This is a genomic window from Leisingera sp. M658 (genome assembly GCF_025144145.1).
Lineage (GTDB): Bacteria > Pseudomonadota > Alphaproteobacteria > Rhodobacterales > Rhodobacteraceae > Leisingera.
In genome coordinates, this window is record NZ_CP083546.1 from 2,979,191 (window position 1) to 3,001,756 (window position 22,566).

Annotated in this window: 23 protein-coding genes; 7 read left to right on the forward strand and 16 right to left on the reverse strand. The window is 63.0% G+C overall.

What is annotated here, in order from left to right:
- Nucleotides 1-149: 149 nt before the first annotated feature.
- Nucleotides 150-1,922, forward strand: a complete 1,773-nt coding sequence (locus tag K3724_RS14830; RefSeq protein WP_259986600.1) for a trypsin-like peptidase domain-containing protein — start codon at nt 150-152, stop codon at nt 1,920-1,922.
- A gap of 296 nt (nt 1,923-2,218) precedes the next feature.
- Here the strand turns inward: K3724_RS14830 and K3724_RS14835 are convergent, their stop codons facing one another.
- The 4 genes from K3724_RS14835 to K3724_RS14850 all read right to left on the reverse strand — a co-directional run bounded on the left by K3724_RS14835 (nt 2,219) and on the right by K3724_RS14850 (nt 4,778).
- The gene (locus tag K3724_RS14835) at nt 2,219-2,860 is read right to left on the reverse strand and encodes an SDR family oxidoreductase (protein ID WP_259986602.1); all 642 of its coding nucleotides are present in this window, start codon (nt 2,858-2,860) and stop codon (nt 2,219-2,221) included.
- A 29-nt stretch (nt 2,861-2,889) separates the two neighbouring features.
- Nucleotides 2,890-3,399: a DUF1178 family protein gene (locus K3724_RS14840; protein ID WP_259986604.1), complete on the reverse strand. Its 510-nt coding sequence runs from the start codon at nt 3,397-3,399 to the stop codon at nt 2,890-2,892.
- A 68-nt stretch (nt 3,400-3,467) separates the two neighbouring features.
- Nucleotides 3,468-4,241, reverse strand: coding sequence for an EcsC family protein (locus tag K3724_RS14845; RefSeq protein WP_259986606.1), 774 nt, complete (start codon nt 4,239-4,241; stop codon nt 3,468-3,470).
- Nucleotides 4,242-4,289: 48 nt separating this feature from the next.
- Nucleotides 4,290-4,778 (reverse strand): GNAT family N-acetyltransferase, encoded by a 489-nt coding sequence (locus K3724_RS14850; RefSeq protein WP_259986608.1) that lies wholly within the window; start codon nt 4,776-4,778, stop codon nt 4,290-4,292.
- Between the two features lie 121 nt (nt 4,779-4,899).
- Here K3724_RS14850 and K3724_RS14855 point away from each other — a divergent pair, with 121 nt between their 5' ends.
- Both K3724_RS14855 and K3724_RS14860 read left to right on the forward strand, forming a co-directional pair.
- Nucleotides 4,900-5,505, forward strand: a complete 606-nt coding sequence (locus K3724_RS14855; RefSeq protein ID WP_259986610.1) for a flavin reductase family protein — start codon at nt 4,900-4,902, stop codon at nt 5,503-5,505.
- A gap of 8 nt (nt 5,506-5,513) precedes the next feature.
- Nucleotides 5,514-6,155, forward strand: coding sequence for a CatB-related O-acetyltransferase (locus tag K3724_RS14860; protein WP_259986612.1), 642 nt, complete (start codon nt 5,514-5,516; stop codon nt 6,153-6,155).
- Nucleotides 6,156-6,425: 270 nt separating this feature from the next.
- Here the strand turns inward: K3724_RS14860 and K3724_RS14865 are convergent, their stop codons facing one another.
- Complete coding sequence (locus K3724_RS14865) at nt 6,426-8,066, reverse strand: SulP family inorganic anion transporter (protein WP_259986613.1); 1,641 nt, start codon at nt 8,064-8,066, stop codon at nt 6,426-6,428.
- A 238-nt stretch (nt 8,067-8,304) separates the two neighbouring features.
- On the opposite strand from K3724_RS14865, the gene K3724_RS14870 reads away from it, so the two are divergent.
- The 4 genes from K3724_RS14870 (at nt 8,305) to K3724_RS14885 (ending at nt 12,169) form a co-directional block, all read left to right on the forward strand.
- Entirely contained in the window at nt 8,305-8,949 is a 645-nt protein-coding gene (locus K3724_RS14870) for a PRC-barrel domain-containing protein (protein WP_259986614.1), read from the forward strand.
- A 499-nt stretch (nt 8,950-9,448) separates the two neighbouring features.
- Nucleotides 9,449-10,312 carry an S-methyl-5'-thioadenosine phosphorylase gene (locus tag K3724_RS14875; RefSeq protein WP_259992648.1) on the forward strand — a complete coding sequence of 288 codons (864 nt, stop codon included), beginning with the start codon at nt 9,449-9,451 and terminating at the stop codon, nt 10,310-10,312.
- A 128-nt stretch (nt 10,313-10,440) separates the two neighbouring features.
- The gene (locus tag K3724_RS14880; RefSeq protein ID WP_259986615.1) at nt 10,441-11,451 is read left to right on the forward strand and encodes a DUF418 domain-containing protein; all 1,011 of its coding nucleotides are present in this window, start codon (nt 10,441-10,443) and stop codon (nt 11,449-11,451) included.
- Between the two features lie 178 nt (nt 11,452-11,629).
- Nucleotides 11,630-12,169, forward strand: coding sequence for an adenine phosphoribosyltransferase (locus tag K3724_RS14885; protein ID WP_129371704.1), 540 nt, complete (start codon nt 11,630-11,632; stop codon nt 12,167-12,169).
- 212 nt (nt 12,170-12,381) lie between these two features.
- Here the strand turns inward: K3724_RS14885 and K3724_RS14890 are convergent, their stop codons facing one another.
- The 11 genes from K3724_RS14890 to coxB form a co-directional block, all read right to left on the reverse strand.
- Entirely contained in the window at nt 12,382-13,800 is a 1,419-nt protein-coding gene (locus tag K3724_RS14890; RefSeq protein ID WP_259986617.1) for an FAD-binding oxidoreductase, read from the reverse strand.
- 41 nt (nt 13,801-13,841) lie between these two features.
- Nucleotides 13,842-14,666: an MBL fold metallo-hydrolase gene (locus K3724_RS14895; protein WP_259986619.1), complete on the reverse strand. Its 825-nt coding sequence runs from the start codon at nt 14,664-14,666 to the stop codon at nt 13,842-13,844.
- 206 nt (nt 14,667-14,872) lie between these two features.
- Complete coding sequence (locus tag K3724_RS14900; RefSeq protein WP_259986621.1) at nt 14,873-15,463, reverse strand: GNAT family N-acetyltransferase; 591 nt, start codon at nt 15,461-15,463, stop codon at nt 14,873-14,875.
- Nucleotides 15,463-16,725, reverse strand: coding sequence for a pitrilysin family protein (locus tag K3724_RS14905; RefSeq protein WP_259986623.1), 1,263 nt, complete (start codon nt 16,723-16,725; stop codon nt 15,463-15,465). Before K3724_RS14905 ends, K3724_RS14900 begins: the two co-directional genes overlap by 1 nt.
- Nucleotides 16,722-18,110: a threonine synthase gene (gene thrC / locus K3724_RS14910; RefSeq protein ID WP_259986632.1), complete on the reverse strand. Its 1,389-nt coding sequence runs from the start codon at nt 18,108-18,110 to the stop codon at nt 16,722-16,724. Before thrC ends, K3724_RS14905 begins: the two co-directional genes overlap by 4 nt.
- Before the next feature lie 12 nt (nt 18,111-18,122).
- Nucleotides 18,123-18,791, reverse strand: coding sequence for an SURF1 family protein (locus tag K3724_RS14915; RefSeq protein WP_259986634.1), 669 nt, complete (start codon nt 18,789-18,791; stop codon nt 18,123-18,125).
- A 133-nt stretch (nt 18,792-18,924) separates the two neighbouring features.
- Nucleotides 18,925-19,734, reverse strand: coding sequence for a cytochrome c oxidase subunit 3 (locus K3724_RS14920; RefSeq protein ID WP_259986636.1), 810 nt, complete (start codon nt 19,732-19,734; stop codon nt 18,925-18,927).
- A gap of 24 nt (nt 19,735-19,758) precedes the next feature.
- On the reverse strand, nt 19,759-20,346 hold the full coding sequence (locus K3724_RS14925; RefSeq protein ID WP_259986638.1) for a cytochrome c oxidase assembly protein: 588 nt from the start codon (nt 20,344-20,346) through the stop codon (nt 19,759-19,761).
- Nucleotides 20,346-20,510 carry a cytochrome C oxidase assembly protein gene (locus K3724_RS14930; protein WP_259986640.1) on the reverse strand — a complete coding sequence of 55 codons (165 nt, stop codon included), beginning with the start codon at nt 20,508-20,510 and terminating at the stop codon, nt 20,346-20,348. The genes K3724_RS14925 and K3724_RS14930 overlap by 1 nt, the downstream gene beginning before the upstream one ends.
- Before the next feature lies 1 nt (nt 20,511).
- On the reverse strand, nt 20,512-21,453 hold the full coding sequence (cyoE, locus tag K3724_RS14935; protein ID WP_259986650.1) for a heme o synthase: 942 nt from the start codon (nt 21,451-21,453) through the stop codon (nt 20,512-20,514).
- A 96-nt stretch (nt 21,454-21,549) separates the two neighbouring features.
- Nucleotides 21,550-22,395 (reverse strand): cytochrome c oxidase subunit II, encoded by an 846-nt coding sequence (gene coxB / locus K3724_RS14940; RefSeq protein ID WP_259986662.1) that lies wholly within the window; start codon nt 22,393-22,395, stop codon nt 21,550-21,552.
- Nucleotides 22,396-22,566: the final 171 nt, after the last annotated feature.

Here is a 22,566-nt window from a genome sequence, read left to right on the forward strand (position 1 = left end):
GCGCTATGCAGCGCATCGGCAACAAAAGTGCGGGAATGCGGCAACGGGGCGGGAATTCCCCCTGCGATGAGGAGTTCCCTTTGCCGTGCCAAAATGCTTAACCTCCGCGGCAAAGAATAAGAGATCTTCCGGGATACGAGGCCCTGACAATGAAAAAACTGTTTGCCGCTCTGGCGCTGCCGCTGATTGCGCTGGCCATTGCGTTCACCGCGCCGGTTTCGGCGCAAAGCAGCCGCGATGCGGTGTGGATCCAGATCGCCGCCCGCCCCTCCCTGCGCGAGGCCGAAACCGAGGCCCGCACCTATGCTGCCCGCCTGCCCGACGTCTCCGGTTATGCGATTGGCGGCGGCTGGTACGGGGTGATGATCGGCCCCTACGCCCGCGAAGACGCCGAACGGGTGCTGCAAGTCTACCGCGCCGAAAACCAGATCCCGCGCGACAGCTTCATCGCGTTCCGCCGCAACCTGCGCAGCCAGTTCTACCCGGTGGCCGCAGATGCAACCGCCCCGGCGCAACCGGCGCCTGCCCCTGCACCGGCGGCGCCTGCAGCAGAAGACCCGGCACCGCAGCAGCAGGCAGCCGTGCAGTCGAACCTGCCGGATGAGACCCCCGCCGAGGCGCGGCGCAGCGAACGCGTGCTGTCGCGTGAGCAGCGGATGGAGCTGCAGGTCGCACTGAAGGCCGCAGGCTTCTACAGCTCGTCCATCGACGGCGCCTTTGGCCGCGGCACCCGCGGCTCGATGAGCGATTGGCAGACGGCTCGCGGCTTTGAACCCACTGGCGTTCTGACCACCGCCCAGCGCCAGGTGCTGATGGATGAATACAACGCGCCGCTGATCTCGGTCGGCATGGCCCGCGTGGAAGACGCCAAAGCCGGCATCGCCCTGCAGATCCCTGCGGATGAGGTCGCGTTCGACCGCTATGAATCGCCCTTTGCCCATTACGCTGCCAAAGGCAGCCTGGGCGCGGAGGTGCTGCTGATCAGCCAGCCCGGCGACAAACGCACCCTGTTCGGCCTTTATGACATTATGCAGACGCTGGCGATTGTGCCGCTGGAAGGCCCGCGCCAGCGCGGCAAGGACAGCTTCACCATCGAAGGCCGCAACAGCAAGATCGTCTCCTTCACCCAAGCCAGCCTGAAAAACGGTGAGGTGAAGGGCTTTACCCTGATCTGGCCGGCCGGCGACGAAGACCGCCGCGCCCGCGTTCTGGCCGCAATGCAAGCCAGCTTCACCCGCCTCGACGGCGTTCTGGACCCGGCAGCCGGCGGCGATGCGGTGCAGAACATCGACCTGGTTTCTGGCCTGGAAATCCGCAAGCCGAAACTGTCGCGCTCCGGCTTCTTTGTCGATGGCGACGGCAGCGTGCTGACCACATCCGACGTGGTGGCGGGCTGTACCCGCATCACATTGGACCACGGCTACAGGGCCGAAGTAGCGGCCAACAACACCGCAGACGGCATCGCCATCCTACGCCCCGTCCAAGCGCTGGCGCCTGCCGCGGTTGGTGAACTCAGCGCCGCCTCGCCGCGGCTGCAGTCTGAGATCGCTGTTTCCGGCTTCTCCTATGAAGGCGTGCTGGGCGCACCAAGCCTGACCTGGGGCAAAGTCGCAGACGTCAAAAGCCTGGATGGCAACACCGGCGTTGCCCGGCTGGAGCTGGCAGCCCAGCCCGGCGACGCGGGCGGTCCGGTTCTAGACAGCAGCGGCGCTGTTCTGGGGATGCTGCTGCCGCGCACAATCGAAGGCAAACAACTGCCCGAAGGCGTCAGCTTTGCCGTCAACGCCGAAGCCATCCGCAGCGCGTTGAACACCGCAGGTATGACCCCGGCAGCACAGAGCGCCTCGGCAGGCAGCCTGCCGAATGCGGCAATAACCCGGCTGGCGTCCGGCATGACCGTGCTGGTCAGCTGCTGGGAGTGACCGGCTGGCCGTCACTCGCGGCAGACCTGACCGGCAAGACAAAAACCGGCGCAGATTCTGCGCCGGTTTTTTCATGCAAGCTGTACCTTCAAAGCGCAGCAGCTTGAGCACTGGCAGGCACTCCCGCCCGGCAACGGGCCTTATCAGGCCCTATGCCCGTTGGGCATAGCACCGTGCCAGTGCACGGTGCCGCGCCGCGCATCCGCGCGGCGCCCGGCCCAAGCCCGCAAACAGGGCTGGCGCTGCCAGGCCTGTTTGCGGGCGCGGGAGCTTCAGCCTTCTGTGCGGCAGTAAAGTCAGTAAGGTTGAATACGGCCGTCCCAGGTGTGGAAACAGCCAGTGGTGTCCAGGTTCAGCACTGCGAATTCATTGATCAGCCCGGCGACGGACTCTTCCACCGTGATATCACCTTCATAGCCGCCCATATCGGTACGCACCCAGCCGGGGTGGTAAATCCCCACAGAGATCCCTTCCGGCTGCAGATCGGTGGCCAGATTGCGTCCGATATTCAGCGCCGCCGCCTTGGAAGCGCGATAGGCATAGCTGCCCCCCGGCGCCCGCGACTGACTGGCCATCTGCGAAGACAGGATCGCGATCTTGGGCTCTTGTGCCAGCCGTAAATTGGGCAGCATCGCCTGCACCGTCAAAAACACGCCGGTCACATTGGCGGCCAGGGTTTTGGCCCAGACCTCCGCCGAGTAATCCTCCAGCCCCATCGACTTGTCGATGTAGACCCCGGCATTGCACACCAGCAGATCCACCGGACGGTTCTTGATCTGGGCGGCGAAACGCGCCTGCTGGCCGGGATCGGAGACATCCAGTTTCACCCCGGAGGAGTGATCGCGCGAGGTGCCTGTCACCTCATAGCCCGCTTCCTGCAGCCGTTTCACCAGCTCCTTGCCAATGCCGCGGCTGGTTCCTGTTACAACTGCATGCATCTTTGCTCTGCCCTTCAGTTCGATTTGCGTCAGTTTGATTTCCGGCCTGAACGGAAAGGCAGCGGCATTACCGGCACGCCTTCCTCAATCAGCTCCCGCGCATCTTCCAGCTTGGCCTCGCCATGGATCGCCCGCTCCGGCGCGTCGCCCAGGTGCATTGCCCGTGCCTCCTGAACAAAATTCCCGCCGACGTAATCGGAGTTTGCCTCGACCTTCTTGCGCAGCTCTGCGATGGCCTGTTCCACCTCGCCCGCGGGGCGGCTCAGCATGCCCGGCCCTGCAGGGGCTGCAGCCGCCGCCGCGGGAACCGCAGCCGGAGCGGCGGGCGCAGCGGCCTGCGGTTCCGGTTCCCCGACGGCAGACACCGCCTTGCGCCCGGGGCGGACCCGTGGCGCCATAATCGCCTTCTCCACCTGCGCACCGCCGCAGACAGCACAGGACACCAGACCGGCCGCTGCCAGTTTGTCAAAGGCCGCCGCCGATTGGAACCAGCTGTCGAAACTGTGGCCATCGGTGCATTTGAGGCTGTATTGAATCATGCTTTCCCTCTTAGCAGGAAGGGTTGATTAAATCTCCCTCTCCGGCAAGTGCAAGAGGTCTGTTGTATCTACTGTGCCGCACCTGGGCTGTGCAGCCGCTGCCGCAGCTTTGCGGCCAGCTCCTCCTGCGGCAGATCTGCATCCACCGCCAGCCGCCGAAGCCCGAAATGCACATGCGCCATCTCGCGGTAATAGCCCGCAAAGACGTAATTCACCGCGGCCCCGGCCACGGCCCCGGCGATCGGCACCGCCTGGGCTGCCAGCTTTTGCCCCAGCACTGCACCCAGCTTGGGCGCCACCTGGGCAATCAGCTTGTGCAGCCCCCCCGGCAGCCCCAGCCGCACCGAGACAAAGCCCAGATCCGCACCGTCATCTTCGGCCAATGGGCCAGCCGCTGCAAACACCTGAATGCAATCAAAACGCACGCTGTCGGCCTCAGGATCGAACCCCTCCGCAGCTGCGGCGCCCTGGATGGTCCGAAGCAAAAACGCTGTTGTCGCAGGCAGCTCCACCAATGCGCCCGGCAGGCCCGCGGCGCCGCCCGCAGCGCCCATGGCGGCGCTCACCATCCGGTCGACGCCCGGTTTCTGATCCGCCACCAGGCGGCGTGACTGGCTGGCCCCCTTCATGGCAAGCCTGAGAGCGGTTTCCGTGGCGCCTGTCAGCCCGGCCTGCACCGGTGCAGGCAGCCGCTCCAGCAGGCTTTCGCCGCTGCCGCCCAGCCGGTTCAAAAGGTCCACGCCAAAGCCGCCCGCCGCCCGGTGGCGCTGTGCCAGCGCTTCCAGTTCAGCTTCAATATCCTGCGGGGTAAATACCCGTGCTGTTGATAGAACGTCCGCCACAAGCGCCTCCTCTGCCCTTCTTAAAGATCGGCAGCCAGGGGCGGGAATTCAACCCCGCCAGCGGCGCACCTGCCCCTGGATGCCGTCCCAGGCGGCCTCTTGCAGCGCCAGCCCCAGCACCCGGTCCGGGTTGGTCGGCGGCGGCATTTCAACCCCGGTCAGTTTCGTAAAACCAAAGCGCCGGTAATAGGGCGCATCGCCCACCAGCATCACCCGTGCCCATCCGGTTTCCTCTGCCTTGGCAACACTGTCGCGAATCAAAGACCCGCCCAGCCCCTCGCCCTGCCGTGTCGGGTGCACCGCAACCGGCCCCAGCAGCAGCGCAGGCGCTGTGCCAATCAGAACCGGCCAATACCGGATGGCTGCGGCCAGGATGCCGTCACTGTCGCGCGCAACCTCGCTGAGACCCGCAACCGGCGGCACCCCGTCGCGCAACCGGTAGGACGACAACGCCTCGCGGCCCGGCGCAAAGCACAGGTCATACAGCGCCTCAACCTCCCACCGGTCTTCCGGCTGCTCTGCCATCAATTCGATCACGCCGCCATGTCCCTGTTCCGGCCTCCGCATTTTCCCCCTGCAGGCTGGCATTCGGCCTAACACGGGCGTAAGCCTTGGGCAAACACCTAAGCCCCTGAAATCCCCTAAGCAGGAAGCAAGAATGTTCTACCGACCCGAGGACGGCCACGGCCTGCCCCACAACCCGTTTAATGCCATCGTCACACCGCGGCCAATCGGCTGGATCTCCTCGCGTTCCGCCGACGGGGTGAACAATCTGGCGCCTTATTCCTTTTTCAACGCAGTGGCCTACAGTCCGCCGCAGGTGATGTTTGCCTCCACCAGCAGCAAGCCCGACCAAGAGGGCACCAAGGACAGCGTTGCCAATATCGAGGAAACCGGCGTGTTCTGCGTCAATGTAGTGTCTTACGCGCTGCGGGACGCAATGAACGCCAGCTCTGCCGCGCTGCCCAAGGAGGCGGACGAATTCGCCCATGCAGGGCTTGAAGCCACAGGCTGCGAAACCATCGCATGTTCCCGCGTCGCCAAAGCGCCGGCCGCGCTGGAATGCCGGCTGACCCGGATCGTCACCCTGCCGGGCGAGGCAAACAAGGTGGTCTTCGGCGAGGTGACCGGCGTGCATCTGCGCGACGACTGCCTGCGCGACGGCACTTTTGACGTGACCGCCTTCCAGCCGCTGGCCCGCCTCGGCTACCGCGACTATTCAGTGGTGCGCGAGCTGTTCCCGCTCACCCGTCCCGACGACTGAGGCCCGCCATGCCGCTTCCCGATCCGCGCAAACGCAACCCGATCATCCTGCCCGACGGCAGCCCGCACGCGGGCACTGTGATGCTCAGCCAGGTATTGGATCACCCCAACATCAAGGCAGGCGATTACTCCTATGCCTCCGACTTCGATCCGCCGGAAAATTGGGCGCAGCACCTGGCGCCCTACCTGTTCCCCGGCGCGCGCGAGCGGCTGGTGATCGGCCGATTCTGCCAGATCGCCCACGGCGCGCGGTTCATCACCTCCTCGGCCAATCACGCGCAGGAAGGCCTTAGCTGCTATCCCTTCCAGGTGTTCGATCCGAGCCAGATGGCCGGTTTTCAGCCCGACACCCGCGATACGGTTGTAGGCAACGATGTCTGGATCGGTTATGGCGCGCTGATCCTGCCCGGCGCCCGTATCGGCGACGGTGCCATCATCGGCGCCGGAGCAGCGGTGCGCGGCACGGTGCCGCCTTATGCCATCGTTACCGGCAATCCCGGCACCGTTCACAGCTACCGCTTTTCCAAGCCGCAAATCGCCCGCCTGCTGGCGCTCAAATGGTGGGACTGGCCGGCAGAGTTGATCAGCCGCGCCGAACCCGCACTGCTGTCCGGCGATCTCGACATGCTGGAAACCCTCGCCCCCGACTAAGCCTGCCCCAAGTATTTGCTGGTCCGGAGCCGCCGTCGCCTGAGACCGGACAGCCGCGCGGGCGGCGCCGGGACAAGGAAAATCGCCTAGGGGCCCCGCGCCCCGCGGGGAGACGGCTATTTTCCTTGGCTCGGTGCGGACCGGGTGGCAGGCAAGGATCAGGGGATGGGGGATCCGGACCAGCGATTGCTGGTATGGTGAGCCAGAGCCCCTTTCAAAAAAACCCGCGGCTCGCAAAACCCGCGGGTTTCTCTTTCAAACGATCAGGCGTCAATGGCCGCCCAGAACCCCGGTTTTGACCGAGTAGTCCACCGCAATCTCATAGTCCGGATCATCATCGCTATCGACCATCAGATGCCCCGCCTTGGTCAGCAGCTGGTGGCAATCCCGGCTCAGATGCCGCAGCATCACAGATTTACCCTCGGCCTCATACTTGCCCGCCAGCGCCTCGATTGCCTGCAAGGCTGATTGGTCGACCACCCGGCTGCGGGCAAAATCCACAATCACGTGATCCGGGTCGCCTGCCACATCGAACAGCTCGATGAAGCCATCGGTAGAGCCAAAGAACAGCGGCCCTTCGATCTCATAAACCTTGGCGCCCTTGTCGCTTTCGGACTCGCGGGTATAGGCGTGAATGCGGCGCGCGTTGTTCCAGGCATAGGCCAGCGCCGAGACGATCACGCCCACAACCACCGCAATCGCCAGGTCGGTCATCACCGTCACCACGGTCACCAGCACAATGACAAAGGCATCCATCAGCGGCACTTTGGTCATCACCTTGAAGCTGTTCCAGGCGAAGGTGCCGATCACCACCATGAACATCACACCGACAAGGGCCGCCAGCGGGATCTGCTCGATCAGCGGCGAGGCCACAACGATAAACGCCAGCAGAAACAGCGCCGCAGTAATGCCCGCAATCCGCGTCCGGCCGCCGGATTTCACATTGATCATCGACTGGCCGATCATCGCACAGCCGCCCATGCCGCCAAAGAAACCAGTCACCACATTCGACGCGCCCTGCGCGATACATTCCTGGCTGGCACCGCCGCGCTTGCCGGTGATCTCGCCCACCAGGTTCAGCGTCAGCAGGCTTTCAATCAGGCCGATCGCCGCCAGGATCACCGCATAAGGCAGAATGATCCACAGCGTCTCCAGCGTGAACGGTGCCAAGGCAGTGCCATACAGCCCCTCGCCGGTGCCAAACGGATTATGGAAGGACGGGAACCCGCCCTTGATTGAGGCCATGTCGCCAACGGTCGGCACATTAATTCCAAAGGCAATCACCAGACCTGCCACAATGCCGATCCCGGCCAGCGGTGCGGGAATGATCGCGGTGATTTTAGGCGTGCCCCAGATGATCAGCATGGTCAGCCCCACCAGCCCCAGCATCATCACCAGTTGCGCATTCCCCAGCCAGGCTTCGGTGTTCTCCGGGTCCTTGAACTGGGTCAGCTGCGCCAGGAAGATCACAATCGCCAGACCGTTCACAAAGCCCAGCATCACCGGATGCGGCACCAGGCGGATGAACTTGCCCCAATGCATCACCCCCGCGATGATCTGCAAAATCCCCATCAAGACCACTGTGGCAAACAGGTACTCGACCCCGTGCTGCGCCACCAGCGCCACCATCACCACCGCCAGCGCGCCCGTCGCACCCGAGATCATTCCAGGCCGGCCGCCGAACACCGCGGTGATCAGCCCCACCATAAAGGCCGCATAAAGCCCGACCAGCGGATGCACCCCCGCGACAAAGGCAAAGGCCACTGCCTCCGGCACAAGCGCCAACGCCACGGTAAGGCCGGACAGCAATTCGGTGCGCACGCGGGCCACGGTAAAGCCCTCGTCCTGCATGATGGAGAGGTTGGGCGGGGAAATCTGCTTGGCCAGCAAAGCCATGGCTGCGCGTCTCATTGGGTGTACCTGTACTTGAAAGGGGAGTGTCCGCAGCCCGCCCCTAGCGGAAATACGCCAATGGGGCAAGGGTGCGGGGTATTCGCAGCACCGGCCCAATGACTGGACACTGCCCTTTGCCCGGACCTGAGGCGCCTCCAGCGGTTTTTCGCAGCCCTATGGGAACCGAACACCGCTGCCAGGCGTTTTTCCATCGAGTGCTCACCCACGAACCACTTTAGATTAAGGAAGAATGGTCATGAAAAAGCTGCTACTTTCCACGGCGCTGGCCGCCGTTACAACTTTCCCTGCCTTCGCATCCGAGACGGCCACCGAAGAGGCTGCCGAGGCAATCTCCGAACAAGGCGCAGAGATTGCTGCAGAAGCCGGGGCTGCGGCTGAAGGGGCCGCCGATACGGTTGCCGAGGAAGCGGGCGAAGTGGCCGCTGAAGCTGAAGCCGCAGTTGAAGAAGCCGCAGATGCCGCAGCCGAAGCAGAGGTTGAAGCAGAGGCTGAGGTAACCGGCACCGCAGAAACCGGGTCCGCTGAACATATGACCGACGCTGAATCCACAGGGGCCATGCAGCCCCGGGTGCCGGTAGAGCGCGACGGCTACATGACTGCGGAAGAGGCCGATCTGACCGCCGAGAAGCTGACTGGTGCAGCGGCCTATGACTCCAATGACGAGTGGATCGGTGAAGTGTCCGAACTGCTGCTGACTGATGCCGGCGAGGTCAAGGCCGCCGTTATCGACGTCGGCGGTTTTCTCGGCCTGGGCGAGAAACCGGTTGAGCTGGAACTGTCGAAGATCGACATCCTGCGTGCCGACGACGGCTCGGATCTGCGCGTCTACATCTCGATGACCGAAGACGAGTTGAAAGCCCTGCCCGACTACGAAGGCTGAGCCCGGGATATGCGAAACCGGAGAACCCGCCGTATGGCGGGTTTTTCGTGTTTGCCTGCCGGACACCACCACAACCGCGCCGCGGGCCGGAGACGGCCATTTGGCTTTCCTGTGATTGAGGTTCAGCGCTGCAATGCCGCAATTAGGTCAGCTCCCCTGCCGCAATGTTTCGCGCGCGAAACATTCGGTCAATAGGGCTGACGCTTAACTTTAGCGCTTGTTAAGATTTGGACGTTCGCTTGGTCCCTCTTCAAGTGCTGCCTGCGCCGCAACGCTTGCCGGGATTATACGGCGCGAATAGCGCCCGCTGTTTCATCTTTGCAAAAATACTCCCGCCGGAGGCTCCCGCGCCATCGGCACACACCCGGTGCATAGGGGGTGCACAGCTGCCGCCCCCTGTTGATCACCTTGCTCTTGCAAAATCCGGCTCCGCTTGTGCATATCCAAGATAACAGCATCAGGAGGGCAGCACGTGACCGCATCAGAACCCCGTGAAACCATGATTGCCGTGATCGGCGGCTCCGGCATTTATGAGATCGACGGGCTGGAAGGCGCCGGGTGGGTCTCGGTCGAAACGCCTTGGGGGGCGCCATCGGATCAGATCCTGACCGGCTCTCTGGACGGCGTGAAAATGGCCTTCCTGCCGCGCCACGGCCGCGGCCATGTGCATTCCCCGACCGAAGTTCCCTACCGCGCCAATATCGACGCGCTGAAACGGCTGGGGGTGACGGATGTGTTCTCCGTCTCTGCCTGCGGGTCGTTCCGCGAGGAAATGGCGCCGGGCGATTTTGTTGTTGTGGATCAGTTCATTGACCGGACCTTCGCGCGCGAGAAAAGCTTCTTCGGGACCGGTTGCGTGGCCCATGTGAGCGTGGCGCATCCGACCTGCGAGCGGCTCTCGAATGCTGCCGAAGCAGCGGGCAAGGATGTAGGCATCAACATCCACCGCGGCGGCACCTACCTGTGCATGGAGGGGCCGCAGTTTTCGTCCATGGCGGAAAGCAAGATGTACCGCGAGCAATGGGGCTGCGACGTCATTGGCATGACCAACATGCCCGAGGCCAAACTCGCCCGCGAGGCAGAGCTATGCTACGCTTCCGTTGCAATGGTCACTGACTACGACAGCTGGCATCCAGAGCACGGCGCTGTGGAAATCACTGATATCATTGCAACATTGCAGGGCAACTCTGCCAATGCCCGCGAACTGGTCCGCCGCCTGCCCGGTCTGCTGGGCCAGGATCGTGCGGCTTGCCCGCATGGCTGCGACAAAGCGCTGGAATATGCGATCATGACTGCACCCGAGAAACGCGATCCTGCTCTGCTGGCCAAGCTGGACGCTGTGGCGGGCCGGGTTCTGGGCTGATCCAAGGCTGCAACAGTTTTGAACTATCGGGGCGGTCTTTGCAGGGCCGCCTCTTTTCTTTGCCGGGCTGCGTGCCTTTATCGTGCAGCAGACCTTGCTTCGACGTTGCTGATTTCAGGATCTCTTTCATGCGCCTTCACGGATTGGACATCGCCCGCTTCCTTGCCTTTTGCGGCATGGTTCTGGTTAATTTCCGCATTGCAGCGCAGGTGGCGCCGGGAACCGATGCAATCTCTCTGTTCACCAACAGCCTGGAGGGCCGCGCAGCCGCGCTGTTTGTGATGCTGGCGGGGATCGGGGTATCGCTGGGCAAGCCGGACCGGGCAACGATGTTCCGGCGCGCTGTGTTCCTGTTTGTGATCGGCCTTTTGAACCTGACCATATTCGACGCCGACATCCTGCACTTCTATGCGCTGTATTTCCTGGTGGCGCTGCCGTTCCTGACCGCCTCCAGCCGGACGCTGCTTTGGGCCGCCGCGGGCACGCTGGCGATCGGGCTGGCAGGGCTACTGGTGCTGGATTACGAGGCCCATTGGAACTGGGACACATTGACCTACGCGGAATTCTGGACGCTGGAAGGCTTTCTGCGCCATTCCTTCTTCAATGGCTGGCATCCGGTATTTCCTTGGGCCGCTTTCCTGTTTCTGGGCATGTGGATCGGCCGCCAGGATCTGGCCAGCCGCCGGGTGCAGGCCCGCATGGTCCTCTGGGGCGCGGCAGCGGCAGTGCTGGGCGCCCTGCCCGGGATGCTGCTGCAGGATCCGGAGCTGGCCGAACTCTTCGGCACCAGTGCCATTCCCCCTGGCCCGTTCTACATTATCGCAGCCTCCGGCACCGCGATGGCCGTGACCGGGCTGATGCTGGCAATCGGCCCGGCGCTGGACAAGGCTGGACTGGGGGAATGGCTGGCAGCACCAGGACGGCAAGCGCTGAGCCTCTATGCGGCGCATATCCTGTTGGGCATGGGCACATTGGAAGCCATGGGCCAGCTGGACGGTTCGCTCGGCACCTCCCGGATCTTCGGCTACTCGCTTGGCTTCTGCGCCCTGTCGATGGTGCTGGTCTGGGTTTGGAACATCTTTGCGAGAAACGGACCGCTGGAAGCGCTGATGCGCTGGAGCACCCGTTTTCCCCGGTGACTTCTCCCCAGCGTCGCAGCCCCCGCCCGCGGCCAGTGCCAGCAGGCCTCCCGCGGCGGCCCCGAAGCGCATGCTCACGCTTCCCCCCTTGCATGACAGCGCTGCATCGGCCAAACCGCCCATGGCCTGGTAACGCAGCCGGGCTGCTGTCTCAGTTGTGCCAAGGGGAACCAAGCCGATGCCCAAGAAGCCCGCCGTCCAGGATTACATCCGCACCATCGTTGATTTCCCGCATGAAGGGATCCTGTTCCGCGATGTAACCACGCTGTTTGCCGATCCGCGCGGGTTCCGCATGGCGATCGACCAGATGCTGCATCCCTATGCCGGCGAACGGATCGACAAAGTGGTCGGGCTTGAAGCACGCGGCTTTATCCTGGGCGGCGCCATTGCGCATCAGCTGAGCGTCGGCTTTGTGCCGGTCCGCAAGAAAGGCAAGCTGCCCGGCACCACCATCAGCGAAGAGTACAAGCTGGAATACGGCGAGGCGATTGTCGAGATCCACGACGACGCCATCAAGCCGGGCGAGAAGATTCTGGTGGTTGATGACCTCTTGGCCACCGGCGGCACTGCGGGCGCGGGCATCAAGCTGATTGAGCGCCTGGGCGGTGAGATCGTCTCTTGCTCCTTCATCGTGGATCTGCCGGAACTGGGTGGCCGCAAGCTGTTGGAGAGCATGGGCATGGATGTTCATGTACTGTGCGAATTCGACGGCCTCTGAGCACTGTAAGGACAACGTCCGCGCCGGGCGCTCCCGCCGGTCAAACGCCATTCTTGCGAACGGCTCTTCCCGTTGGGCATAGCCCTTTCCGGCCCTGAAGGGCCTGAAAGGGCACGCCGCGCGGATGCGCGGCGCCGGGCCCAAAGCCGCCAGGCGGTCCGGCGCAGCCGGGCTGCTGCGGCTGCGGGAGTTCTTGGGAATGCCCGGACGGGTCAGCCGGTCTTCAGCACCGCGCCAGGATTCATGATGCCGTTGGGGTCAAGCGCCTGTTTGATTGCCCGCATGGCCGCCAGCTTGACCGGATCGCCATAGCGTTCCAGGTCGCCCGTTTTCATCCGCCCGACCCCGTGCTCAGCACTGAATGAGCCGCCAAAGGCATGAACCAGATCATGCACCGCCGTTTTCACTGCTTCACGCATGTGCCTGAACTGATCGCGGGACTGCCCCTTTGGCGGGAACACATTGTAATGCAGGTTGCCGTCCCCCAGATGGCCAAAGCAGTTGATGCGGAAATCACCAAGACCTGCGACCACCTCTCTGCCCCGTTCGATGAAGGCGGGAATATCCGAGATCGGCACCGAGATGTCGTGGCTGGAAACCGACCCGATTGCCTTGTTGGCCAGCGGAATATTCTCGCGTACTGCCCACAGCGCCTGCCGCTGAGACCCGGACTGGGCAATCACGCCATCCGTAACCAGTCCTGCCGCCTCTGCGGCTTCGAACAACTCTGCCAGGGTGTCCTCAGCAACCACGCCCTGCGGCAAGCCCAATTCGATCAGCACGCACCACTCAGGCGCCTCGTCAAACGGTTGGCGGACCTCCGGCAGAGCCTCCGCCAGAAACGCCAGGCCCTGCCAGTGGATCAGTTCAAAAGCACTGACGGTTTCGCCGGCGTGATCGCGGGCCAGAGCCAGCAGCGCAATGGCAGCAGCAGGGTCCTTCACTGTGAACAGCGCGGTTCCCTGCGTGACAGGGATCGGCGACAGCTTCAGCGCGGCGGCAGTGATCACCCCCAGCGTGCCCTCGGCTCCGATCAGCAGGTTTTTCAGGTCATAACCGGTGTTGTCTTTGCGCAAACGCGACAGCCCGTGCCAGATGTCTCCCGAGGGCAGCACCGCCTCCAACCCCAGGCAAAGGTCGCGTGCATTGCCATAGCGCAGCACGTTGACACCGCCGGCATTGGTCGAAAGGTTGCCGCCGATCCTGGCTGATCCCTCTGCCGCCAGCGACAGGGGAAACAGCCGCCCCGCCCCTTCCGCCGCTGCCTGGACATCCGCCAGAATGGCCCCTGCTTCGGCAATCAGGACATTTTCCTGCGGGTGGACCGACCGGATTGCTTTCATCCGTTCCAGCGACAGCACCAGCGGCGCCGGGCCGTCCGGCATCACCTGGCCGCCGACCAGGCTGGTGCCGCCGCCATAGGGCACAACCGGCACCCGGGCGGCATTGGCCTCGCGGATCAGCCGTGAGACCTGCTCCACCGTCTGCGGCAAGGCCAGCACCCCTGCCTGCCCCTGGTAGCGGCCGCGCGGTTCCTCAAGGTATCGCGGCTCTGGCGGCCGCAGCACGCCTTCCGGCAGCAGGTTCGAGAGATGGTTGGCAAAGGCAGTATCTGCGGGGTTCAGCATCATGCCTTATCCATGCCGGAAGCGGCACTGGCTGGCAAGGCAGGTCACTCTTCTTCAGCCAGGTACTTCGGCTGCAGCACATGGATCGTCGGACGGCCGGGCAAGCCGCGCAGGGAGACCGTAAGGGCGCTATTGCCTTCATTCACGACATCAAACTCAGGGCCGATCCGGGCCAGGAAGCGCTGCAGAGATGCGTCGCTGAACCAATGCATCGGGATAATGACCGAGGAACGCAACCGCCCCAGTACCTCCAGCATCTGATCCAGCGGCAGGGTTATGCCGCCATCCACCGCCGCCATCACCACATCCAGCCGCCCCAGCGCCGCATATTGTTCCGGGGTCGGCACGTGGTGAAGATGGCCCAGATGGCCGATGCAGAGGCCAGCCGCCTCAAAAACGAAGATCGAATTGCCCCGCTTCTCGACTCCGCCGAACATGTTGCGGATGTCGGTCGGGACATTGCGGATCAGCATTTCTCCCAGATCAAGGTGATGCTCGGCACCTGCCCCGGACGCCGCCCAGCCCTCCAGCACGTGGGGAATGGCTGGGTCGGGATGCGCCGTCCAATGGGTTTCATGGGCGTGGTTCATGGTGACCACATCCGGGATCAGCGGCGCAGCGCCGGTGAAGCCAGTGAAATCGGTGACCACATTCAGCCCGCCTTCGGTGCGCAGCAGGAAGGAAGCATGCGCGATATAGCGGATCTGCACGCTGTCCCGGGCAACAGGATCCTGCCAGCCGGCTTGGTGCAGATACTCCAGGCCAGGGGTTGCCCCGGCCAGCGCGATACAATGGCTGGCCCGCCGCTCCTGGGCCTGGAGGGCAGTGGCACAGAGGATCAGCCAAAGGAGACAGCAAAAGCCGCGCATGAAGCAGGTTCTAGGGCGCAAACCGCAGTTGTCAGCCCCCGGGGCGGAAAATTGCGCCGGGCGCGGCCACGGCAGGCCGCAGAACTCTTTCCGGCCGCGAGGCCGGGTAGCGCCGCACCGCAGGTGCGGCGCTACCCCCAACGGAAGCGGTGCATTTCAATGCACCAGCGACGGGCGGGAGTTCCCGGCTGCCTGTGCGCCTGCGGTCATGCCTGGCCCGTCAGGGTTTTGCCGCGCCGGTCGTGCCGCAGCGAAGCATACAGAACATGGGTCCGCCAGCGGCCGTTGATCTGCAAATAGGACTGAGCGACGCCCTCGTATTTGAAGCCGGATTTCTCCAGCAGTCCGCGGGAAGCCTGGTTTTCCGGCAAGCATGCAGCCTCAATCCGGCTGAGATCCAGTTTGCTGAAGGCGTGATGCACCACCGCGCCGATCGCCTCGCGCATGTAGCCGTGGCGGGCAAAGGGCAACCCGGTCCAGTACCCCAGCGTACCCGCCTGGGCCGGCCCGCGGCGGATATTGTCAAGCGTGATCGCGCCCAGCAGCATATTGTCGGACCGCCGGATCAGGAACAGCGGCAGCGCCGTGCCCCCAGCCACCGAGCGGCGGGCCCAATAGACCCGGTTGGTGAATGACTTGCGGCTGAGGTGGTCCGCCGCCCAGCTCGGCTCCCACGGCGTAAGGTACGGCTGGCTCTGCAGCCGCAGCGCCGCCCAGCCGTGAAAATCCGCATGCACCGGCGGCCTGAGGGTCAGGCGCTCGGTTTCAATGCGGACCTTGCGGCGGTTCAGCAGCATCAGGCGGCGCGCCTCTCCTGCAGCCTCTCCAGCGCCGGGGCGTCTGCAACCGGGCCATAAAGCGCAAGAGCCGCCGGTGCGGAAACCGCCATTTCCTCGGCCATGCTGCGCACATCCTTGGTGGTCACAGCCTCAATCCGCTCAACCGTGTGCTCCAGCGACGGAACCTTGCCCCAGATCTGCACCAGCCGCGCCAGACGTTCCGCCCGGTTCGACGGGCTTTCCAGCCCCATCAGCATCCCGGCCTTCATCTGGGCGCGGGCGCGCTCGACCTCGGCCTCGGTCATGTCGTCGGCGGCGCGTTTCATCTCGTCGATGGTGATGCCTGCCAGCTCCTCCAGCTGCTCGCCAGAGGTGCCGGCGTAAACCGTCATTGCGCCGGTATCGGCATAAGATCCGGCCTGCGCAAAAATCGTGTAGCACAGACCGCGCTTTTCGCGCACCTCCTGGAACAGCCGCGAGGACATGCCGCCGCCAAGCGCGCTGGCGTAGATCTGCGAGGTATACATCGACTGGTCGCGATAGCTGGGGCCTTCAAAAGCCAGCGCGAAATGCGCCTGCTCCAGATCCTTGACCTGCCGCGCCTCGCCGCCGGTGAACCGCGCGCCTTCAGCGGTGAAATCGGGCTTGGCTTCCATGTGGCCGAACAGCCGCTCAGCCAGTTTCACCAGCATTTCGTGATCCACGCCGCCAGCTGCCGCCAGGATCATCTGGCCGGGGCCGTAATGCTCAGCCACGAAACTCTGCAGATCTTCGCGGTTGAAGCTGCTGACGCGCTCAGCCGGGCCCAGGATGGTGCGGCCCAAAGGCTGGCCGCGGTAGCTTTCTTCCTGCAGCCAGTCAAAGATCACATCATCCGGCGTGTCCAGCGACTGGCCGATTTCCTGCAGGATCACCCCGCGCTCGATCTCGATCTCGCGGGCATCAAACACCGGGTTCAGCAGGATGTCCCCGATCACATCCACGGCCAGCGGCACGTCCCCCTTAAGCACGCGGGCGTAATAGGCCGTCACCTCGCGCGAGGTGTAGGCGTTGATATAGCCGCCCACATCCTCGATCTCCTCAGCGATTTGCAGGGCCGAGCGGGTCTTGGTGCCCTTAAAGGCCATATGCTCCAGGAAATGGGCGATGCCGTTCTGCTCAAGCCGCTCGTGGCGGCCGCCGGCATTGACCCAGATCCCGACCGCCGCGGATTCCAGTCCTGGCATGTGTTCGGAGACGATGCGGAACCCGTTGGCGAGTGTGTGCTGCTGAACTGTCAATTCGCGATATTCTTTCTGATGTGATCCTCAAGGGCGGCCAGATCGTTGGCGATCCGGGTCACCCGTTCCGGCCTGTCATACAGGTCGCCCATGCGCGGGGGAAGAGGCGGATGGATGCCGCTGGCATCTTCGACCGCTGCCGGAAACTTCGCCGGGTGCGCAGTGGCCAGCGTGATCATCGGCACGTCTGCCTGGCGGTGCTCATTTGCGACCTTCACCCCGACGGCGCCGTGCGGGCACAGCAGTTCGCCTGAGGCGGCCAGCTCGGACTTGATGGTCGCCAGGGTCTCCGCCTCGGAGGTGCGGCCCGAGACGTAGGTCTCGCTCAGCGCCTGCATCGCGCCTTGGGAGACGTCAAAGCCGCCGGTCTTCAGCTCATCCATCAACAGCGCCACCGCCTTGCTGTCCTGGCCGTAGGCATAGAACAGCGCGCGCTCGAAGTTGGACGACACCTGGATGTCCATCGAGGGTGAGATTGAGGGCGCGGTATCGCCCTTGTAATAGCCCTGCCCCGACAGGCAGCGGTGCAGGATATCGTTCTGGTTGGTGGCGACGACAAGCTGGTCGATCGGCAGGCCCATCTGCTTGGCGATGAAGCCTGCAAAGATGTCGCCGAAGTTGCCGGTCGGCACGGTGAAGCTGACCTTGCGGCCCGGCGCGCCAAGGCTGACGGCGGCTGAGAAGTAATAGACCACTTGTGCCAGCACGCGGGCGATGTTGATCGAGTTCACGCCGGCCAGTTTCACGCCGTCGCGGAAATCGAAGTCGTTGAACATGTCCTTTACGCGTGCCTGGCAATCGTCAAAATCGCCATCGACAGCCAGCGCGTGGACGTTGGCATCCTGCGGCGTGGTCATCTGGCGGCGCTGCACCTCCGATACGCGGCCATGCGGATAGAGGATGAACACATCGACGTTGCTGAGACCGCGGAACGCCTCCATCGCCGCCGAGCCGGTATCGCCCGAAGTGGCGCCTGCAATGGTCACCCGGTCGCCGCGGCGTTCCAGTGCCGACTGGAACAGCTGGCCGATCAGCTGCATCGCAAAGTCCTTGAACGCCAGCGTCGGGCCGTGGAACAGCTCCAGCAGGAAATGGTTCGGCGCCAGCTGCTTCAACGGTGCGCGGGCGGCATGGCCGAAGCCCTGATAGGCACGGGCGATGATGGCGCGGAACTCCTCGTCGGTGAAACAGTCGCCAAGGAAAGGGCGCATCACGCGGAAGGCGGTTTCCTCGTAGGAGAGACCGGCCAGTGCGGCGATGTCATCCTGGGACATCTGCGGGATTTCGGCCGGCACATAGAGACCGCCGTCGCGGGCAAGCCCGGTCAGCATCGCGTCTTCAAAGGTCAGCTCGGGCGCTTGGCCCCGGGTCGAGATATATTTCATCGCCTTGGCTCTCTAGGAATTGGCGCGGTTGCGCCTCAGGAAGTAGACAGTCATCGCAGCCCAGATGAAGGCCAGCGAAAACCAGGTGATCGCATATTGCAAGTGGTTGTTTGGGATGGTGCTGGTGCTGATCCCCATCGGCCGGACATTTTCCCCGAGAGGCTCGCGTGAGATCACCAGGACCGGCTCTGTTTTCAGGGTGGCCGCCATCTCGGCCAGATCGCGCGCGTACCAGAAATTGTTGGCCGGGTCATTCTGCGGGGTAAAACTGTCGCGCTCAACCGGCCAATGCAGGTTGCCGGCGGCATAGACCGGGCCGGTGCTGCGCTTGGCGTTCTTTGCTGCCTCGGGCACGAAACCGCGTTCCAGCAGGATACGGCGGCCTGTCTTGTCTTCCGTCAGGGCCTGAATGATCCGGAAGCCGGTACCGGTTTCCTTGGAGCTGACCAAAACGTGCAGCTCCGCACCCGAGATTGTCCCGAACAGATCCACAGCTTGGTACTTGTGCTCTGCCGCGTTGGGGGAGGCTGGCAAGGGTTCAGGCAATCCGGCCAGCCGGAAGATTATATCCTCGATGACCTGCTCTTTCCACGCCAGCCGCTGCAGCTGCCAGGTGCCAAGGCCCAGCAGGATCGCGATCCCCAGACCGCTGACCACCACCAAAAAACCGACATGCCGCATCCGGGCCGCTCCGCTTCAACAGTAAAGGCGCGCAGAGCGTGATGCCCTGCGCGCCTTGCTCATTAAGGTCTGTCTGCGGCTTTTGGAACCGCAAACATGTAACCGTTACAAACCGCCCGTTACAGGCCGCCGATTAGAGGCCGGAAGTGCCCCAGATGTAGACAGCGACAAACAGGAACAGCCATACGACGTCCACAAAGTGCCAGTACCAGGCAGCGGCCTCAAAGCCGACGTGCTGTTCAGGGGTGAAGTCGCCCTTCATCGCGCGGATCAGGCAGACGGTCAGGAAGATGGTGCCGATCACAACGTGGAAACCGTGAAAGCCGGTTGCCATGAAGAAGTTCGAATAGAACTCATCGCCGCCGAACTGCCAGCCTTCGTGCAGCAGGTGGTAGTATTCGTAGCCCTGCAGCGCGGTGAAGAGGATGCCGAAGGCAATGCCGATGGCCAGGCCCTGCACCAGTGCCTTGCGGTCGTTGTTGTGCACCAGCGCATGGTGCGCCCAGGTCACGGCGCAGCCCGACAGCAGCAGCAGCAGCGTGTTGATCAGCGGCAGGTGGAACGGGTCGACGGCAACGATCTCCGGCTTCAGGTACTCGGTGCCGACATAGGTCTCCATCGGGTAGATGGCATGTTTGAAGAATGACCAGAACCAGGCGAAGAAGAACATCACCTCGGACATCACAAACAGGATAAAGCCATAACGCAAGCCGATCCGCACCACAGTGGTGTGATCGCCGGCCTTGCTTTCGGCGACAACTTCGGACCACCAGGCGAAGGCCGAGTAGAGAACTGCAACCAGGCCGATCCAGAACGCCCAGGCAGTGATGCCCTTCATCCAGAAGACCGCGCCGACCAGCATGACAAAAGTGCCCAGCGATGCGGCCAGCGGCCAGATCGACGGCGGCAGAATATGATAATCGTGATTTTTAGCGTGCGCCATTCAAGTGTCCCTCACCAAAGCGGCCTAATTCGTGGTTGCCCCTGCCCCGGTGTTAGTCCCGGTGTCGAGAGCAGCAAAGCCCTCGGGCAGATCGATTTCATGAAACGTGTACGAAAGCGTGATCGTATGCACGTATTTTGCGTCCCGGTCGTCAAGGATTTCGGGATCGACAAAGAAGGTCACGGGCATCTGCACCCGTTCCCCCGGCTGAAGCACCTGCTCGGTAAAGCAGAAGCAGTCTATTTTTTCAAAAAACCCGCCGGCCTGATAGGGCGTCACATTGTAGGACGCCTGCCCTGCCACGGGGCGGTCGGTCGGGTTGTAGGCCTCGTAAAAGGCCAGTCCGGTTTCCCCCAGCTTGATCTCCATCTCGCGCTGGGACGGTTTGAACTCCCACGGCATGCCGCGCTGTTTTGAGCCGTCAAAGCGCACTGTGATGGTCTGATCCACAATCGTGTCCGAACCGGTGCTGGCAACGCCGGTAACGCCGCCAAAGCCGGTGACCCGGCAGAACCAGTCATAAAACGGGACCGAGGCCCAGGACAGGCCGCTCATCAGGACGACAACGCCCACCAGCTGGACAACAGTTTTCTGCGGCCCCTGCAACGCCATCAGTTCTGCTCTCCCTGGGCGTCCGGGAATTTGAAAGTGGCCGAGGTCACCTTGGCCATGGTCAGCGCCATCACCAGCACCACAAAGGCGCCCAGCAGGATGCCAACGCCCTTATTGAGGCCGGAGCGGCGTTTGTGGATCTCATGCTGTTTTCGCAATGCCATCTTACCAGCCTCCCAGGCCGTAGGGCTTCAGCAATGCTTCCGCCAGGATCGCACCGAAATGCAGGAACAAGTAGAGCAGCGACAGTTTGAAGAAGCTGCGCTCCACCTTGAAGTTGTCGTTCTCGGAATCGTCCTCATCGCGGCGGGTGATCTTCCAGGCGCCGTGCAGGAACAGCGCGTTCATGACCAGCGCTGCGGCCAGATACAGCGGGCCGCCGATACCGGAGAATGCGGTGCCAATGGCCAGCACCGCCAGCAGAACTGTGTATACCAGAATATGGACACGGGTGGCGCGGCGGCCGTGGGTCACGGTCAGCATCGGCACGCCGGCGTCGTCATAGTCCGAGCGCATGAACAGCGCCAGCGCCCAGAAATGCGGCGGCGTCCACATGAACGTCAGCAGGAACATCAGCCAGGGCTCAACCGACATGGTGCCGGTGGCGGCAATCCAGCCGATCACCGGCGGAAAGGCCCCCGCAGCACCGCCGATCACGATGTTCTGCGGCGTCGCGCGTTTCAGCCACATGGTGTAGACCACCACATAAAAGAATATGGTGAAAGCCAGGAAGGCGCCGGCAAAGACATTTGCTGCCAGCGCCAGCATGATCACCGACAGGCCCGACAGCGCCAGGCCAAGTGCCAGCGCCTCGCCCGCCTCCACCTTGCCGGACGGGATCGGGCGGGTCCTGGTGCGCTTCATCACCTTGTCGATGTCAGCGTCCCACCACATGTTGAGCGCACCGGACGCACCGCCGCCAATGGCGATGAACAGGATGGCGCAGAAGCCGATAACCGGATGCACGGAGACAGGCGCGGCCAGCAGCCCGACCAAAGCGGTGAACACCACCAGCGACATGACACGGGGCTTCAGCAGGGCGAAGTAATCGCCGAAACTGGCCTCGTCTTCATATGCACGGCTTGCGTTGATGCTTGCGTCGCTCATCTTGGGTCCTTTGGCGGCAATAGGTGCGCATTGCTGCGCACCCTGATCTTTTGACTATACCACACGAAGCGCTCTCAAGCTCCGTATGGCCAGGTCTCAGTTGGAGGCGACCTGATAGGCCTGCGGCAGGCCCGCGTATTCTTCCTTGGCGCCTTCCAGCCAGGCGTCATATTCCGCCTGAGTCACAACCTTGACGGTGATCGGCATATAGGCGTGGTCCTTGCCGCACAGCTCGGAGCACTGACCGAAATAGATGCCTTCCTTGCCTTCATCGACGTTGAACCACAGTTCTGCCAGACGGCCAGGAACAGCGTCCTGTTTCACGCCGAATGCGGGAATGGTCCAGGAGTGGATCACGTCAGCCGCAGTCACCTGCATCACAACGGTTTTGCCCGACGGCACCACAACAGCCGTGTCGGTGGCCAGCAGCCACTCGTCCTCGGCATAGCCGTTTGCAGCCAGCTGGTCCTTGGGCAGCAGGAAGCTCTCAAAGCCGAATTCGTGGTCGGTGTATTCATAGCCCCAGTACCACTGGTAACCCGTCACCTTGATGGTGATGTCGGCCTTGGGGATTTCCTGCTGGGCAAACAGCTGCGGCAGCGAAAAGGAACCGATGAACACCAGCACCAGGATCGGGATAATGGTCCAGGCGATCTCAACCGGGGTGTGGTGGGTGAACTTGGCCGGTGTCGGGTTGGCGCGCTTGTTAAAGCGGACAATGGCGTACAGCATCAGGCCGGCAACAAAAACACAGATCACGGTGATGATCACCAGGATCATGTAATCCAGTTTCTGCAAGCCATCCGCCAGCGAGGTCGCCGCCGGCTGGAAGTTCAGGCCGCCGTCAACCGGCTTGCCAATGGTTTTCAGACCTTCTTGCGCCATTGCCGGAAGGCTTGAAAGGCCGGCGAAAAGGCCCGAAAGCATCAAAGCGTTTTTCATGTTCTGTCCTGATCGGTTGATCGCATTGTTCCTGCGGCAGCACGAAATGCGGGGGGAATCATTGATTCCCACAAAACGCACCTGCCCCGTTGTCTTTGACGCTGGTTAAAATCATATTCGGGGGCACAGATAAAGAGGCAGCCAAGCGTCAAACCGTCGCTTTCTTGATTT

Excerpts from the sequence above, each read along its gene's own strand:
- K3724_RS14880 (WP_259986615.1), top strand. The coding sequence starts at position 10,441 with ATGCGCCTTCACGGATTGGACATCGCCCGCTTCCTTGCCTTTTGCGGC.
- K3724_RS14855 (WP_259986610.1), top strand. The coding sequence starts at position 4,900 with ATGTTCTACCGACCCGAGGACGGCCACGGCCTGCCCCACAACCCGTTT.
- K3724_RS14860 (WP_259986612.1), top strand. The coding sequence starts at position 5,514 with ATGCCGCTTCCCGATCCGCGCAAACGCAACCCGATCATCCTGCCCGAC.
- K3724_RS14875 (WP_259992648.1), top strand. The coding sequence starts at position 9,449 with ATGATTGCCGTGATCGGCGGCTCCGGCATTTATGAGATCGACGGGCTG.
- thrC (WP_259986632.1), bottom strand. The coding sequence starts at position 18,110 with ATGAAATATATCTCGACCCGGGGCCAAGCGCCCGAGCTGACCTTTGAA.
- coxB (WP_259986662.1), bottom strand. The coding sequence starts at position 22,395 with ATGAAAAACGCTTTGATGCTTTCGGGCCTTTTCGCCGGCCTTTCAAGC.
- K3724_RS14890 (WP_259986617.1), bottom strand. The coding sequence starts at position 13,800 with ATGATGCTGAACCCCGCAGATACTGCCTTTGCCAACCATCTCTCGAAC.
- K3724_RS14840 (WP_259986604.1), bottom strand. The coding sequence starts at position 3,399 with ATGATTCAATACAGCCTCAAATGCACCGATGGCCACAGTTTCGACAGC.
- K3724_RS14925 (WP_259986638.1), bottom strand. The coding sequence starts at position 20,346 with ATGGCGTTGCAGGGGCCGCAGAAAACTGTTGTCCAGCTGGTGGGCGTT.
- K3724_RS14870 (WP_259986614.1), top strand. The coding sequence starts at position 8,305 with ATGAAAAAGCTGCTACTTTCCACGGCGCTGGCCGCCGTTACAACTTTC.
- K3724_RS14830 (WP_259986600.1), top strand. The coding sequence starts at position 150 with ATGAAAAAACTGTTTGCCGCTCTGGCGCTGCCGCTGATTGCGCTGGCC.
- K3724_RS14920 (WP_259986636.1), bottom strand. The coding sequence starts at position 19,734 with ATGGCGCACGCTAAAAATCACGATTATCATATTCTGCCGCCGTCGATC.
- K3724_RS14930 (WP_259986640.1), bottom strand. The coding sequence starts at position 20,510 with ATGGCATTGCGAAAACAGCATGAGATCCACAAACGCCGCTCCGGCCTC.
- cyoE (WP_259986650.1), bottom strand. The coding sequence starts at position 21,453 with ATGAGCGACGCAAGCATCAACGCAAGCCGTGCATATGAAGACGAGGCC.
- K3724_RS14835 (WP_259986602.1), bottom strand. The coding sequence starts at position 2,860 with ATGCATGCAGTTGTAACAGGAACCAGCCGCGGCATTGGCAAGGAGCTG.
- K3724_RS14900 (WP_259986621.1), bottom strand. The coding sequence starts at position 15,463 with ATGCTGCTGAACCGCCGCAAGGTCCGCATTGAAACCGAGCGCCTGACC.
- K3724_RS14915 (WP_259986634.1), bottom strand. The coding sequence starts at position 18,791 with ATGCGGCATGTCGGTTTTTTGGTGGTGGTCAGCGGTCTGGGGATCGCG.
- K3724_RS14865 (WP_259986613.1), bottom strand. The coding sequence starts at position 8,066 with ATGAGACGCGCAGCCATGGCTTTGCTGGCCAAGCAGATTTCCCCGCCC.
- K3724_RS14895 (WP_259986619.1), bottom strand. The coding sequence starts at position 14,666 with ATGCGCGGCTTTTGCTGTCTCCTTTGGCTGATCCTCTGTGCCACTGCC.
- K3724_RS14885 (WP_129371704.1), top strand. The coding sequence starts at position 11,630 with ATGCCCAAGAAGCCCGCCGTCCAGGATTACATCCGCACCATCGTTGAT.